Genomic DNA, 14,471 nt, shown 5'->3' on the forward strand with positions numbered 1-14,471 from the left:
TCGCTGGGTGCCAGCCAGGTTGCGCCCGCCCGCGTCAATGCTTCTCAGTAAGGGGCCACTACTTGCAACCCACGGCGCCTGAATTACGAATACAGCAGTGCCACTGCTCCGGCGGCGGCCAACCATATCCTTTTCCCATTACTCTTCTTCGCTCATGGAACCTACGTCCAACCAGCCGTACACCGGCTCAGCCACCCCTTCGCATTCCAACGCTAATCAGGCTTTCGGTACGTCTTCACACGCTGACAGCCAGTTTTCTACTACGGCGGCTCATGCTACCGGCCAGGGCCAGTATCCAACCGATTATACTACTAACCAGCCGGCGGCCGATGGCATTCAGGGTGCTTTGAACAGCGCATTGACCAGCGGCAAGCAATGGCTCGCCGATTCGGGGCTGACCGACCAGGCGCAACAGCTGCCGCAGGCTGCTAAAGACCTGGGTGCCCAGGCCTGGACCCGCATTAGCAACTTATCTAATACGCAGAAGGCAGTAGGCGTGGGCCTACTGGCAGCGGGTATCGCCCTGCTGGCCACCCGCAACAAAAGTTCGCACGAGGAGGAAACCGAATACCGCCACAAGTCGCGCCGCTCGCCGTTTGACAAAAACTCGCGGGCTGATGCCGGCGATGACTATAGCCCGCGTGGCGCGCAGCAGCGTCCCTGGGGCAGCAGCCGCTACGGGGCCGGCAACCCCCGCGTGAGCTCGGGTAGCGGCTACGCCTCCTCGCACCAGCACGGAGCCGACTACGGCAGCCGCACGGCTTCATCAGACTACAGCAACAACGTAGGCAGCAAATCGTATGGCAGCGGCCAGCGCCGCGACCAGGGGCCGGCTTCGGGCAGCCGCTACGATGCTAAGACCTCGGGCAGCCAGAACCCTAATAACCTCGACCAGCTGAACAGCGCCTATTAAGCGCCTGGGCAAAACCATCGGCAAAGGGCCGGCTGCGCTTGCAGCCGGCCCTTTTTGCGTAAACTTGCCGCCTATGCTCTTTTATACCCTCATGAAACCCCTGGTGCGCGTGGGGTTGCGCGTGTTTTTTCGCCGGCTTGAGGTGCGCCACCGGGAGCGCCTGCGCCAACCCGGCCCGCTCATGCTGTGTAGCAACCACCCCAATACCCTGATGGACCCGCTCGTGACGGCCGTGCACCGCCGCCAGCCCATCGCGTTTCTGGCCAAGAGCACCTTCTTCAAAAACCCCTTCCTCGGGGCTATTATGCGCTCGGGCAACTGCATTCCCATCTTCCGGCGGCAGGATGCCGAAACCGGCGCCGAGGCCCTGAGCGCCGCGCAGCTGGCGGCCAGCAACGAGGCCAGCTTTGGGCGCTGCTACGACTACCTAGAGCGCGGCGGCACGGTCATGATTTTTCCGGAAGGCACCAGCGTGAGCGAGCGCCGGCTGCGGCCCCTCAAAACCGGCGCGGCCCGCATCGCGCTGGGCACGGAGGCCCGGCACGATTTCCGACTGGGCCTGAAAATTGTGTGCGTGGGCACCAACTACTTCGACCCCAGCCGCTTTCGCTCCGATGTATTCTTGAACGTGGCCCCGCCGATTGAGGTGAGCGACTACGCGGCCCGCTACCGGCAAGACCCCGACGCGGCGGCCGATGAGATGACCGAGGAGATTCGCCGCCGGCTTACGCGCCGGCTCGTTATCAGCCGCGCGGCCGAGGACGAGCAGCTGGCCCAGCAGGTGGAGCGCACCTTCGGCGACCACCTCAACCCCGACGACGACCCCACCACGCTCTACGATAATTTTCAGCTCAGCCGCACCCTGCTCGATGCGCTGGCCTGGTTTGAGCAGCACGACGCGGGCCGCCTGGCGGCCCTGCGCACCGCCCTCAGCGAGTACCTGGCCAACTTGCAGCACCAGCGCCTCGACGATGATGACTTCGACCAAAGCCAGCGCCCCGGCACCGGGCTGGCCGACTACCTGTACCTGATAGCTGGCTTTCCGGTGTGGCTCTATGGGCTGCTTACCAATTATCTGCCCTATAAGCTGCCGGCTGAAATAGCCCACCGCGCCACCCGCGAAACGGAGTTTATCGCGGGTATTATGCTGGGCGTGGGTATGCTCACCTTTCCGCTGGCTTATGCGCTGGAAGCGGCCGCCGTGCAGCACTGGCTTACGCACGACTGGCGTCTTACCCTGCTATTTGTGAGCAGCTTACCCATCGCGGGCTTTTACGCGCTGGGCTATTGGCAAACCCTGAGCGCCCGGCTTCGCCGCCTGCGCGTGCGCCGCCTGCCGGGCGCTACCCGCAGCCTGCTGCAAGCGCAGCGCACGACGGTACTACGCCTGCTCGACGAAGCCCGCGAAGCTTACGCACAACGCCCGGTCACGAGGTAGCTACCTGGCACCAGTACCTGGATGAATAATATATAATTAATTATATATTATTCATCCAGGTACTGGTGCACAAATTTGATGGCCATACTGCCTTCGCCTACGGCCGAAGCTACGCGGGCCATGGCCCCGGCGCGGCCATCGCCGGCCGCGAACAAGCCCGGCACGCAGGTTTCCAGTAAATAAGGCTCGCGGTCTTTTTTCCAGGCCGTTTTGTAGCGCGGGTCGGCTACCAGGTCGCGGCCGGTGAGCAGGTAGCCTTTCGGGTCGCACAGGGCCAGCTGGCATATCCATTCGGTGCTGGGCTTGGCCCCGATGAATACGAAGAGTGCCCGGGCGGGACGCTTTTCGGGCTGGTGGCCTTCCTGCTCAATAACTACGGCGTCGAGGGCCTGCTCGCCGCAGGCTTCGCGCACCTGGGTACGCGGCAGAATCTCGATGTTGGGCGTCTGACTAATCTGCTCAATAAGATAGGCCGACATGCTGGCGGCCAGGCTTTCGCCCCGAATAACAATAAATACCCGCGAGGCATAGGTAGAGAGGTACATAGCTGCCTGCCCCGCCGAGTTGCCCCCGCCAATGATGTACACTGGCTGGGCGCTACAGCTGCGGGCCTCGGTGCGGGCGGCCCCGTAGTACACGCCGGCTCCGCTGAGGCGGTCGAGCCCCGGCACATTAAGAATGCGGTAGCTGACGCCCGTGGTGAGTACTACAGCGCGGGCTTTTACCTCCGTATCGTCGCTCATGGTCAGCACTTTGTAGCCATCCTGCACGCAGAGGCTTTTCACTTCCTGCGGCGCCATAAACTCGGCCCCGAGGCGGGTGGCCTGGGTCCAGGCACGGTGAGCCAGCTCGGCCCCGCTCACGCCGGTAGGAAAACCCAGGTAGTTTTCGATGCGCGACGACGAGCCGGCCTGCCCGCCCGGCGTCTGGCGCTCGATGATGAGCGTTTTTAACCCCTCCGAGGCCCCGTATACGGCGGCGGCCAGCCCGGCCGGCCCCGCCCCGATAACCACCACATCGTACAGCTCCTGCTTGGCATCGACGAGCAGGCCCAGATGCCGGGCCAGGTCGAGCTTGTTGGGCTTGGCGACGGCCTTGCCATCAGGGCAGATAACAACCGGCAGGTCTTCCGCTTCAAACCCATTGGCTTTGAGCAATACCTTGGCCTCGGCACTTTGCTCAAAGTCAAGCCACTGGTAGCCCACCATGTAGCCGCTCAGGAAATCTTTCAGCTCGTGCGAGAGCGGCGACCACTGAAAGCCAATCAGCCGCAGGCCCGCGAAGGCCGGCTGGTACGAGGCCTGCCAGCTGGCCAGCAAATCGTGCAGCGTAGGGTAGAGCAGCTGCTCGGGCGGGTCCCAGGGCTTGAGCAGATAATAGTCGAGCTGCGCCGAGTTGATAGCTTTAATGGCCGCTGTTGTATCGGCATAGGCTGTGAGCAACACCCGCTTAGCTTCCGGAAACAGCTCGCGGGCGCGGGTCAGCACCTCCACGCCCTCCACCTCGGGCATGCGCTGGTCGGCCAGCACCAAGGCCAGCGGCTCGGCGCGGGCGCGTAGCTCGGTAAGAGTCGTCAGGGCTTCGGGACCCGAGCTGACGCTCAGAATACGGTAGTCTTTGCGAAACTCCTGGCGCAAATCGCGGGTGATGGCTGCCAGCACCTGCGCGTCGTCGTCAACAGTCAGAATAATCGGCTTTTTCATAAACGGGTTCGGGGTGAGCTAGTGCTTGCCGTAGGGTACAGGCTGCATAATAGTTGCTTTTCGGGCAGGTTGCTGATTACGCTACCTTGCCCGGCAGCCATACCGCCAGCTCGGTACGGCCTGGCTCCGACCTGGCTTCCAGCTGGCCGCCGTGCTCCTGCACAATGCGCCGGGCAATATCAAGCCCCAGGCCGCTGCCTTCGCCGGCGGGCTTAGTCGTGTAAAAGGGCTCGTACATATGGGCCAGCACTTCGGGCGCAATGCCGCTGCCATTGTCGATAATGCTGACGCAAACGCCATCGGCTTCCTTTACCGCCTGCACCGTAAGTACGCCACCACTCGCGGGCAGGGCATCAATGGCGTTATCCAACAAATTGGTCCACACCTGATTAAGCTGACCCGCCTCGCCCAGTACCATCGGCAAATCGGGGCTATAGGTACGGATGAGCTTGCCGTTTTTCTGCCGCAGGGCGTGGTCAAATATATTAAGCGTGCTATCTAAGCCGCTGGTTACGACCAGCAGCTCGCGCCCGCCGGCGCGGTCCATGTGCGAGTAGGTTTTAACATTGCCCACCAGGGTGCTGATGCGCTGGCTGGCCTCATGAATGTCGTGGGTAAGGCGCAGCGCGGAAAGGTGGCTTTCGAACCAGGCCAGGGCGGGCGGGCGCGCCGGCGCGGGCAGCGACGCCACCAGCGGGGTAAGGGTGGCCGCGGTGTAGCCGGCATCGAGCAGGCCGGGCGCTAGGGCAAAGCCATCGGGGCAGCCCTGAGCTTGCAGCCAATCGGCCAGCTCGTCTTCGCAGTCGGCCCGGTCTAGGGCCGAGCGCACCGGCGCCGCCTCGGGCAGGCCGCCGTAGTTCAGCAAAGCGGCTACGGCTTCGGCGGGCGGGCAGGCCGCCAGCAGGTTGGTGAGCAAAAAGGGCTTTTTTTTCAGCGCCTCGTTCAAGGCAGCCGATGCGCGGGCAATAGCTGCCGCGGGGTTGTTCAGCTCGTGGGCCAGGCCTGCCGACAGCTTGCCCAGGGCACGCAGCTTATCGTCGCGCTCCTGGCCCCGCACTTCGTCGCGGGCGCGGTCGCTCATCACGGCTACCAGGCGCTGCACCAGCTCGGGGCTTACCTGCTCCAGGGCCGGAAACTGGGTGCGCGGCAGCAAGAACAGCTTGGTGTTGCCTACCGCAACACCCTGCCCGCGAAATACTTGTAGCCGCGAATAAGGCAGCACGCCGCTAAGATAGCCGGCCTCAATACGAAAAATCGGCTCGCGCCGGCCATTGTCGAGGCGGTAATATTGCATTGTGCCTGCTACTACGGCTATCATCACATCGGCCGGGTCGCCGGCCTGCACCAGTATTTCCCCATCGGCATACTGGCGCAACTCACCCGCTTGCAGCAGCCAGTCAAGCACGTCGGCGGGCAGGCCCTGAAACGCAATAATGCCACTGAGCGCGGCGGGGTCGGGAGGAAGTTGCTGAGCCATACCCAAAGTAACTACCCAATGCCGTTGAAGTCGCCGGCACCCGGCAGCGGCAACCCGCGTAAGTGCTTCGCAACAGCTGTTCTTTTGCACCGTGACCACCGTCTCTTCTACCCCACCAGCCCTCTCTCTCACCCGCGAGCAAGTACTACGCGCCCTGCGGCTGGTAGAGCGCGAAGGCCGTCGCCTGCCCCCGAGCACGGTGTATGAGCTGCTGTATCGGGGCCGCCGCTATCCGCCCCGCGCCGTAGCCGAGCTGGCTTATCGCCTAGCGCAGTCCGACCCGCAGGCGCGCTGGCCTCACCCGGCCGGCCAGCCAACCAATGCGCTGCTCGAAGCTCTCGATTTTACCATTGCCGCCAAGCGCCCTGTTCTTACCGCCGGCTCTTCGCACGACCAGGGCCAGGCCGCTGAGCAACAGGCCGAAGACCTGTACACCGGTCCGGCTACGCCAATCAAAAACGGGGCTTCGGCCGTAGCCGAGCCCACGTTGGCGTACGCTGCACCTGCGCCCGCTTATACCCGGCCGGAGGCGCTGGCCGAGCTATTTATCTCTGAAAATGAGTTGGATGCTGCCCTGGCCGGCCTGCGGCGCCGCAAGGCCTTGCTGTTGCAAGGGCCGCCCGGCACCGGCAAAACCTACCTGGCCCGCCGCCTGGCCTGGTTGCTGCTGGGTGCCCGCGATGAGCAGCGCATTGAGCTGGTGCAGTTTCATCCCAGCTATGGCTACGAAGACTTTATGCTAGGTTTCCGGCCGGGGGCCAAGGGACAGTTCGGGCTGGTGCCGGGCATATTGCCGCTGCTGTGCCAACGTGCGGCTGCCGACCCCGAACGCCCATATTTTTTGCTGATTGATGAGCTCAACCGGGGCAACGTAGCCCGTATTTTCGGCGAGCTGCTTCTGCTGCTGGAACCCGATAAGCGCGGGCTGGCGCATGGCCTGCGCCTACCCTACGCGCCGCCCGAGGCGCCGCGCTTTTTTGTGCCGGCCAATCTTTATGTCATCGGCACGCTCAACCTGGCCGACCGCTCGCTGGCCCCGCTCGACTACGCCCTGCGCCGTCGCTTTGCCTTTGTGGCCATGCAGCCGCAGTTTGGGGAGGCCCTGCGGCGTATAGTAGAAAAAGCAGCTATTCCGAAAACCCTTATCGACTTGCTTACTGAGCGCATGGCCGCTCTCAACCAGGTGATTGCCACCGACCCTGAGCTAGGCCCCGACTTTGCGGTAGGCCACAGCTATTTCTGTACCCCGCCCAGGCAGCCTGCCGAGGCCAGCGAGTGGCTGCGACTGATTTTTGAGCAGGAAATCGGCCCCTTGCTGGCCGACTACTGGCGCGAGCAGCCTGACAAAGCCGCTACTCAGCTGCGTAAGCTGCTGCACGACTGGCCTCTGCCCGCATGATTCCGCTGGCCACCCTCTATTACTTGCTTTGCTACGCCTGGCAGCGCCTGCCCGAGCCGGCCGTGCTGCAAGCCAGCGAGGCGGCGCCCTTTCATCGCCCGCTGGAGCTGCTCACGCAAATGCTGCTGCACGCCACCCGCCAACTGCTGCGCACCGGCCTGCCGCTGGCATTTACGACTACGCAGCAGGAAGTAAGTGAGCTGCGCGGGCGCATCGAGCTGGCTCCGACGCTCGGACGGGGGCTGTTGCCTCAGGGCCGCGCCGTGTGCAGCTACGACGAGCTAAGCGCCAACCAGCCGGTGTACCAGCTGCTCGCCGGCACGCTGGCGCAGCTGGCCCCGCACCCCGGCCTGGCGCTATCGCTGCGCCGCGAGGTGAGCCGGGTACGCCGCCGCCTGCCGGCGAGCGTGCAGCCTCTGGCTCCGTCGGCGGCGCTGTTTCCGGCGTTACGCCGTCAGCGGCTGGCCTCGGCCGAGGCATTTTTACTGCATATCTGCGAGCTGATTTATGATACTTCTCTGCCGGCTCCGGCTGCGGGGAGCCGGGGCCGCTTCACCGATTTTCGCCGCGATGAGCGACTGATGGCCCGCATTTTTGAGCAGGCGGTGCGCAATTTTTACCGCCGCGAGCAGCGCCGCTACCGGGTGTTTGCCGAAACCATCGGGTGGCAGGCCGAAGCGGCCCATACGCCCGACCTGGCCCTGCTGCCCACCATGCTCACCGACACTACGCTGGATAGCCCTAGCCGCAAAATAGTGCTCGATACCAAGTACTACGCCGCCGCGCTCCGCCCACGCTACGACCAGCAGCGGCTTATTGCCCCTCATTTATACCAGCTCTATGCCTATCTGCAAAACCTGCAGCCAGCCCCTGGCCAACAGCTCGAAGGCATACTGCTTTATCCTGCCGGTCCCGCTCCCACAGCAGTAGTCAATGTACGCTACACGCTGGGCGGCCACCCGGTCCGAATTGTTACCCTCAATCTGCACGAGCCCTGGCCCGCCATAGCGGCCGCGCTGCTGCGGCTCATCCAGGAAGAATGAGTTGAGCAAAAATTTCTTACTCAACAGAAAAAAGGCCTGCACATTGCTGCGCAGGCCTTTCAAACCAGAAACTACGCCGGGCTAAGCCCGGCCGTAATTACTTCTTAACTTCAGTCGTGGTGGTGCTGGTGCCAGTAGTGGTAGCAGCGCCGGCAGCAGGAGCCGTGGTAGCAGCACCAGTGGTGGTAGCGCCAGCAGCAGGAGCAGCAGTAGCATCAGCGCCAGCAGCGGGAGCCGTGGTGGTAGCGGTCGAGTCGGTGCTGGTGGTCGAGGTAGCCTCGGTGGTAGCAGGAGTCGTAGTAGTTTCGGTCGTAGCGGTTTTCGACTCGCACGAAGCCAGGCCTACAGCCAGGAACAGGGCAGATACTTTCAGCAGGTTGTTCATCTTGGGGTAAATTTGAAAGGGATTTAACAAAAATCTGCCCTTTATCCTCGAACGGCTGCCAGGTAACCCAGGCATTCGAAAAAAATTTTAAAAATTTATGTTGGGTTACAAATGCCAGCTTGTGGCATTAACCCCCGAAGCGAATGAACATGGATAGCACTACGGCGCTGGCGGCCGATGCCCACCTCATCCGAGCCATTCAGGGTGGCGATGAGCGGGCCCTTAGTCAGCTCTACCGCTTGCACTGGCCGATGGTGTCGCATTTCGTGCTGCAAAACAGCGGCTCGGAAGACGATGCCCGGGACGTGTATCAGGAAGGCGTGATGGTTTTTTATGAGAAGGTACGCGAGGGCTCGCTGGAGCTGAGCTGCCAGATTAAAACCTACCTCTACGCCGTGTGCCGCCGCCTGTGGCTCAAGCGCCTCACCACCAAGAGCCGGCTGCACGGTGTGCGCCTGCTCGACGAGGAAGAGTACGGCCCTTACCTCAACACCGGGGCCGAAGACGACTTGCAGGAAGCTGAAGAGCGCGACCGGCGCTTTGCCACCATGAGCGAGGCGCTTACTCATCTGGGTGAGCCCTGCCGCTCGCTGCTCGAAGGCTTTTACCTGCTCGAAAAATCGATGCTCGACCTTACGGCGGAGCACGGCTATACCAACGCCGATACCGCCAAAACCCAGAAATACAAGTGCTTAGCACGCTTGAAGAAGTTATTTTTTGCTAGCTATAAAGAAGCTTGATTGTTAGTTGCTCGTTATCAGTTGTCGGTTACCAGTTTCGCAGAACTCAGAAACCAATAACCAACAACGGACAACGGACAGCTGGCACTTGACAACCACCTAATGCAAACCGAAGCCGATTACTACGCCTTATTCGAAGCTTATCAGCGCGGTGAGCTGGCGGCTGGTGCGCGGGCCAGCCTGGAAGCCCGGCTTGGGGCCGAGCCCCGGCTGCAGCAGCTCTACACCGAGTATGTGGAGCTGACGGGCACCCTGCATGCCTACGGCGAGCGCCGCCGCACCCGCCAGACAATCAGCGCCCTGCACGAGGCCATGCTGGCCGCCGAAACTACTCCGGCTGCCGAGGTTGCCGCGCCACTCACGCATTCAGTAAACCCAATGCTGCGCATTTCGCGCACCGAGCGCAAGCTGCGCGAGTTTTGGGGCGGGCACCGCGCCACGGTAGGCGTGGCAGCCTCGGTGGCCGTGCTGGCGGTATTCAGCACGCTGCTGGGGCTGGAGTGGTGGCGCGCTGCCCAAGTGCGGCCCTCACAGTATGGCTACACCGTGCTGACTCGCGAGATTGATAAGCTGAAGAAGGGCCAGCGCGATATCACGGCCAAGCTGGGCGGAGCCCCGGCAGCGGCGGTCAGGGAAAATAAATTCAGCGGCACGGGCTTCGCCCTTACGGCTGATGGCTATATCGTTACCAGCTCGCACGTTATTCAAGGAGCTGACTCATTGCTGGTTGAAGGCCGCGACCACCAGCGCTACCACGCCGAAACGGTGTACTCCGACGTGAAGCACGACCTGGCCATTCTGCGCATCAAGGATGATAAGTTCGATGGCTTTGGCCGTCTACCCTACACCTTCAAGGGCGGCCAGGCAGACATAGGCGAAAAGGTATATACACTGGGCTACCCCCGCGAAGACGTGGTATACGGCGAGGGTGCGCTTAGCGCCCGCTCGGGCTTCAACGGCGACACGGCTTTCTACCAGGTGAGTATTCCGGTAAACCCCGGCAACTCGGGCGGCCCGCTGCTCGACGAGCGCGGCAACCTTATCGGGGTAGTCAGTGGCCGGCAGGATGACGCTCAGAGCGCCGCCTTCGCTACCAAGTCGTCGTACCTGGTGCGCCTCGTCGATTCGCTCAAAAACCGGCAGCCCGTGCAGCCCTACCACCTGCCCCGCACCAACCAGCTGACCGGAGCGGCCCGCGCCCAGCAAGTAAAGCGCTTGCAGGACTTTGTGTTCGTGGTAAAAGTGTACGAATAACCTTTTCTCTCTTTTTTCTGCTGGTTACTAAAAGCCTCATCTTTTGGTGAGGCTTTTTTGCTGTATTATTCGATGAATGCGGTGGTCGGCGCCACCGCGGTAACACTACCGATGGAGCCGGCCTTCCGAAGCTGGCTGAGCCAGGGCACTCAGTTGCCTGAGTGCTTCGGCTTCTCCTCACCAGGGGTGCCGGGCGCGGGCATTCTAGCGGGCAAATAAAAAATTGTTAGTCAGCGATTAAACCCTCAACCGTCGCCAGTATCTTTAGGCAGTAAACGCATGTTCGCCGCTGCTTATGAACCGCCGAGCTTTTCTCCGAAAACATTCGCCGCTTCCAGACCCAGCTTCTGCGGCCGAAGCCCTGATTGCCGCCCCCCCGAAACCGTTAGCCCGTTTGCCAATAAAAAGCTGCCGGCTCGCACTACTTCCTCTACGCTGGCCCCTTATAGCGGGGCCTGGGGCCCGGACCAGGCCGCGCATCTGCTGCGCCGCTGCCTGTTTGGGCCGACGCGGGGCGAAATCCAGGCAGCGGCGGCTTCGACGCTGGCGCTGGTGCTCGATGGCCTCCTGACTGTGCCGGCTGCGCCCGCCGCGCCGCTCAACGTGAATGCGCTCGACACCACTGTACCCATCGGCCAAACCTGGGTGGGGCAGAGCTTCGACCAGACGCTGGAGGGCGCGCGCCGAACGTCGCTGCGCGACTGGTGGCTGGGCCAGCAGCTTATGCAGGGGGTGTCGCTAAACGAGAAGATGACGCTATTCTGGCACAACCACTTCGTTATCGAGTTTAGTACCATCAACAGCGCACAGTATGGCTACGAGTACGTACGCCTGTTGCGGCAGCACGCGCTGGGCAACATCCGGCAGCTTACGAAAGCTATTACCATCACCCCGGCCATGCTGCGCTACCTTAATGGTAACGCCAGCACCGCCAGCGCGCCCAACGAGAACTTCGCCCGCGAGCTAATGGAGCTGTTTACGCTAGGCAAAGGGCCGCTTATTGGCGCCGGCAACTACACCACGTATACCGAAGCCGACGTGCAGGCGGCGGCTAAAGTCCTGACCGGCTGGCGCGACGACCCTGCCACCGTAGCCGGCTATTTTACGGCCAGCCGCCACGATACCAGCACCAAGCAGTTCAGCAGCGCCTTCGGCAACGCCCGCATTACCCCCAACGGCGCCTCAGAGTATCAGGACCTGATTGACTTGATTTTCCTCCAGTCCTCGACGGCCGCGTTCCTGGTACGCAAGCTCTACCGCTGGTTTGTTTATTATGTTATTGATGCGCAGACAGAAAGCGACATCATTCAGCCCCTGGCTACACTGCTGGTGCAGAATAACTTCGACGTTGCTCCGGTGCTGCGGGCGCTGCTCGGCTCGCAGCATTTTTTTGATGTGGCTAACGTGGGCTGCCTGATTAAAAGCCCGCTGGATTTTACCGTCGGGGTATGCCGGCAGTTTGAGCTGGCATTTCCACCAGCTAGTAGTCCGATAGCCCAGTACGGCATGTGGGAGCAGCTGTACTCAACGGCTTACCTGCAACAGCAGCCGCTCGGCGACCCGCCCAACGTAGCGGGCTGGGCTGCCTACTACCAGACGCCGCAGTACCACGAGCTGTGGATAAATGCCGTGACGCTGCCCCGCCGCAACCAGGCCACCGACCTTTTCCTGAGCACCGCTGGCTACACCCGCAATGGCTTTACCCTCAAGGCCGACCTGGTAGCCTGGGTGCAGGCCTTGCCGGCCGCCACAGCCCAGAACCCCAACCTCGTCATTGCCGAGTTTGCCCAGCTCATGGTTCCTATTGTGCTCACGACCAATCAGCTGGATTTTCTGAAAAGTGCGCTTCTGCCTGGCCTGCCCGATTTTGAGTGGACCAGTGAGTGGAACCAGTACCTGGCCGCTCCTACCAATACGGTCAAGCGTAACACCGTGGCGGGCCGGCTTTCGGCCATGGCGCGGGCGCTCGCTGGCCTGGCTGAGTATCAACTATCGTAGGGCGTGGCTTGCCCCGCCCGGCCGCGCGAATGACCCGGCTGAGTGTCGTTCCATTTAACCGTTTTAGCGACGGGCGGGGGCCAGCCCCACCTCCTACTTTATGAAGCGCCGCGACTTTCTTCATACTACTACCGCTGCCACTACGGGCGTAGCCCTGCTCAGCGGCTTTCCTATCGGAGCCTACGGCTACTCGCCCGAGCTGGCAGCCCTTACCAATGCCGCTACGGTTACTGATAAGGTATTGGTAATCGTGCAGCTGCAAGGGGGCAACGACGGGTTGAACATGATTATCCCCGTCGACCAGTACCCGGCCCTCATGGCGGCGCGGCCCAACCTGGCCTTACCCCAAAACCAGGTGCTACCCCTGACAGCCGCGACGGGTATTCACCCGGCGATGGCTACGGCGCAGCAGCTTTTTCAGAATGGCCAGCTGGGTGTGGTGCAAAGCGTGGGCTATCCTAATCCCAACTTTTCACACTTTCGGGCCACTGACATCTGGACGTCGGGCTCCAGCTCCGATGTGGTCTGGACTACCGGCTGGGGCGGGCGCTACCTCGACGGCGAGTTTCCAAACTACCCCACTGGCTACCCCAGCGCGCAGAATCCCGACCCACTGGCTGTGAGCATTGGCTCGGTCGTGAGCAACTGCGTACAGGGCCCCACGGTAAACATGGGCATGGCCATTGCCAGCACCACCAGCTTCTATCAGCTCCTTAGCGGGGGCACGGATGCCGTGCCCCCAACCTCGGCCGGCCACGAGCTGGCATTTATCCGCGAGGTAGTGAGCCAGACGCAACTGTACACTACTACCATTCAGGCCGCGGCCGCCAAAGCCAAAAACCTATCGCCACTCTACCCGGCTACCGGCCAGAATACGCTTGCCGACCAGCTTAAAATAGTGGCGCAGCTCGTAGCCGGTGGCCTTAGCACCCGCATTTATGTGTGCCAGCTCGGCGGCTTCGACCTTCACTCGCTACAGGTGCCGGCCACGGGCAGCACCACTACCGGCGCGCACGCCACGCTGCTGGGCAAGCTGGCCGATGGCATTAATGCCTTCCAGGACGACCTGCGGCGGCTGGGCGTGCAAGACCGGGTAATCGGGATGACTTTTTCAGAGTTTGGCCGGCGCATCAAGGCTAATTCGGGGCTGGGTACCGACCACGGCGCGGCGGCGCCGCTCATTGTGTTTGGCTCGCAGGCCAATCCCATCGTGTATGGCCCCAATCCGCAGCTACCCGCCAACGCCGGTGTCAACGACAACGTGCCCATGCAGGTCGACTTCCGTAGCGTGTACACCAGTATTCTCAAAGACTGGTTTCAGGTAACGCCCACTACGCTCAACCAACTGTTTGGTCAGAGCTTTCCCTACGTGCCGGTTATCAAGTCAAATGCCCTGGCCACAGTCAGTGCTAATCCGGTGGCGGGTTTCAGTGTGTATCCCAACCCGGCCGTCGACCAGGCTACCGTCGTTTTCGAGAGCCAGGGCGAGCCGGTGCAGTTGGTAGTGCTCGACGGCCTGGGCCGCGAGATAAGCCGCGTGGTTGATGGCCGTACGCTGGGCCGCGGGCCTCAGCACCTGCCGGTAGTAGTGCGCGGCCTGGTTCCCGGCGCTTATCATTGCGTAGTGCGCGAGGGCAGCCGCAGCAGCTCGCTGGTGCTGGTAGTGGCAGAATAAGCTAAGTAATTAGTAAGCTACACAGGAACGCCCAACGGCTTTTTCCGTAGAAGCTCCTAACGGCTGAATACCGGCCGTGCCAACCAACTCACCACTCACTCGCTTTTCTCATGGCTGACCAGCTGCAACAAATCGAAAAAATCCTACCCGAAGACATTGCCCGTACGTTTGAAGCGGCTGTGAATGTATTTCAGGGCAAATCGGAACACATGGATGACCTGCTCAAAAATGGCGGCACCCTGCTGCGCAAGGCATCCAAAAATTTTACGCCTACTCAGCTGGTTCTCGGCGTGGCAGCCCTGGCCGTAGTGGCCATTGTGGTCATTAACCGCGCCTCGGAAGAATAATTGGCCGAAATCCTGGGTTTCCCAACACAAAAGGGAGTCATTTTCTATGTAGAAAATGACTCCCTTTTGTGTTGGATGGAGGCCGCCAGGTACGTAACC

12 protein-coding genes are annotated in these 14,471 nt (G+C 61.8%); 9 read left to right on the forward strand and 3 right to left on the reverse strand.

What is annotated here, in order from left to right:
• Positions 1-154 precede the first annotated feature (154 nt).
• A complete protein-coding gene (locus F6X24_RS03090) occupies positions 155-913 on the forward strand; it encodes a hypothetical protein (protein WP_151086508.1) in 759 nt (252 codons plus the stop codon).
• Between the two features lie 73 nt (positions 914-986).
• Positions 987-2,351: a lysophospholipid acyltransferase family protein gene (locus F6X24_RS03095; RefSeq protein WP_151086510.1), complete on the forward strand. Its 1,365-nt coding sequence runs from the start codon at positions 987-989 to the stop codon at positions 2,349-2,351.
• A gap of 47 nt (positions 2,352-2,398) precedes the next feature.
• On the opposite strand, the gene F6X24_RS03100 is transcribed toward F6X24_RS03095, so the two are convergent.
• Both F6X24_RS03100 and F6X24_RS03105 read right to left on the reverse strand, forming a co-directional pair.
• Positions 2,399-4,054: an FAD-dependent oxidoreductase gene (locus tag F6X24_RS03100; RefSeq protein WP_151086512.1), complete on the reverse strand. Its 1,656-nt coding sequence runs from the start codon at positions 4,052-4,054 to the stop codon at positions 2,399-2,401.
• Between the two features lie 76 nt (positions 4,055-4,130).
• Positions 4,131-5,531: a sensor histidine kinase gene (locus F6X24_RS03105; protein ID WP_151086514.1), complete on the reverse strand. Its 1,401-nt coding sequence runs from the start codon at positions 5,529-5,531 to the stop codon at positions 4,131-4,133.
• Between the two features lie 91 nt (positions 5,532-5,622).
• On the opposite strand from F6X24_RS03105, the gene F6X24_RS03110 reads away from it, so the two are divergent.
• Together F6X24_RS03110 and F6X24_RS03115 are read left to right on the forward strand one after the other, a co-directional pair.
• On the forward strand, positions 5,623-6,930 hold the full coding sequence (locus tag F6X24_RS03110) for an AAA family ATPase (RefSeq protein ID WP_191906433.1): 1,308 nt from the start codon (positions 5,623-5,625) through the stop codon (positions 6,928-6,930).
• A complete protein-coding gene (locus F6X24_RS03115; RefSeq protein ID WP_151086517.1) occupies positions 6,927-7,973 on the forward strand; it encodes a 5-methylcytosine restriction system specificity protein McrC in 1,047 nt (348 codons plus the stop codon). Before F6X24_RS03110 ends, F6X24_RS03115 begins: the two co-directional genes overlap by 4 nt.
• Before the next feature lie 97 nt (positions 7,974-8,070).
• Here F6X24_RS03115 and F6X24_RS18845 read toward each other — a convergent pair whose 3' ends face one another.
• A complete protein-coding gene (locus F6X24_RS18845; RefSeq protein WP_191906434.1) occupies positions 8,071-8,388 on the reverse strand; it encodes a hypothetical protein in 318 nt (105 codons plus the stop codon).
• 113 nt (positions 8,389-8,501) lie between these two features.
• On the opposite strand from F6X24_RS18845, the gene F6X24_RS03125 reads away from it, so the two are divergent.
• From F6X24_RS03125 to F6X24_RS03145, 5 genes are all read left to right on the forward strand, one after another.
• Entirely contained in the window at positions 8,502-9,098 is a 597-nt protein-coding gene (locus tag F6X24_RS03125; protein ID WP_317132508.1) for an RNA polymerase sigma factor, read from the forward strand.
• 102 nt (positions 9,099-9,200) lie between these two features.
• Positions 9,201-10,352 (forward strand): S1C family serine protease, encoded by a 1,152-nt coding sequence (locus F6X24_RS03130; protein ID WP_151086519.1) that lies wholly within the window; start codon positions 9,201-9,203, stop codon positions 10,350-10,352.
• A gap of 279 nt (positions 10,353-10,631) precedes the next feature.
• Positions 10,632-12,350, forward strand: a complete 1,719-nt coding sequence (locus tag F6X24_RS03135) for a DUF1800 domain-containing protein (RefSeq protein ID WP_151086521.1) — start codon at positions 10,632-10,634, stop codon at positions 12,348-12,350.
• Between the two features lie 100 nt (positions 12,351-12,450).
• Positions 12,451-14,025, forward strand: coding sequence for a DUF1501 domain-containing protein (locus F6X24_RS03140; protein WP_151086523.1), 1,575 nt, complete (start codon positions 12,451-12,453; stop codon positions 14,023-14,025).
• Between the two features lie 110 nt (positions 14,026-14,135).
• Positions 14,136-14,372 (forward strand): hypothetical protein, encoded by a 237-nt coding sequence (locus F6X24_RS03145; RefSeq protein ID WP_151086524.1) that lies wholly within the window; start codon positions 14,136-14,138, stop codon positions 14,370-14,372.
• The last annotated feature ends 99 nt before the right edge of the window (positions 14,373-14,471 follow it).

The sequence above is a fragment of the Hymenobacter baengnokdamensis genome, assembly GCF_008728635.1.
Taxonomy (GTDB): Bacteria; Bacteroidota; Bacteroidia; order Cytophagales; family Hymenobacteraceae; genus Hymenobacter; species Hymenobacter baengnokdamensis.

What these genes read in the sequence shown, in the direction of transcription:
- F6X24_RS03105 (WP_151086514.1), bottom strand. Translation starts at nt 5,531, where the DNA reads ATGGCTCAGCAACTTCCTCCCGACCCCGCCGCGCTCAGTGGCATTATT.
- F6X24_RS03130 (WP_151086519.1), top strand. Translation starts at nt 9,201, where the DNA reads ATGCAAACCGAAGCCGATTACTACGCCTTATTCGAAGCTTATCAGCGC.
- F6X24_RS03140 (WP_151086523.1), top strand. Translation starts at nt 12,451, where the DNA reads ATGAAGCGCCGCGACTTTCTTCATACTACTACCGCTGCCACTACGGGC.
- F6X24_RS03115 (WP_151086517.1), top strand. Translation starts at nt 6,927, where the DNA reads ATGATTCCGCTGGCCACCCTCTATTACTTGCTTTGCTACGCCTGGCAG.
- F6X24_RS03090 (WP_151086508.1), top strand. Translation starts at nt 155, where the DNA reads ATGGAACCTACGTCCAACCAGCCGTACACCGGCTCAGCCACCCCTTCG.
- F6X24_RS03135 (WP_151086521.1), top strand. Translation starts at nt 10,632, where the DNA reads ATGTTCGCCGCTGCTTATGAACCGCCGAGCTTTTCTCCGAAAACATTC.
- F6X24_RS03095 (WP_151086510.1), top strand. Translation starts at nt 987, where the DNA reads ATGCTCTTTTATACCCTCATGAAACCCCTGGTGCGCGTGGGGTTGCGC.
- F6X24_RS03100 (WP_151086512.1), bottom strand. Translation starts at nt 4,054, where the DNA reads ATGAAAAAGCCGATTATTCTGACTGTTGACGACGACGCGCAGGTGCTG.
- F6X24_RS03145 (WP_151086524.1), top strand. Translation starts at nt 14,136, where the DNA reads ATGGCTGACCAGCTGCAACAAATCGAAAAAATCCTACCCGAAGACATT.
- F6X24_RS03125 (WP_317132508.1), top strand. Translation starts at nt 8,502, where the DNA reads ATGAACATGGATAGCACTACGGCGCTGGCGGCCGATGCCCACCTCATC.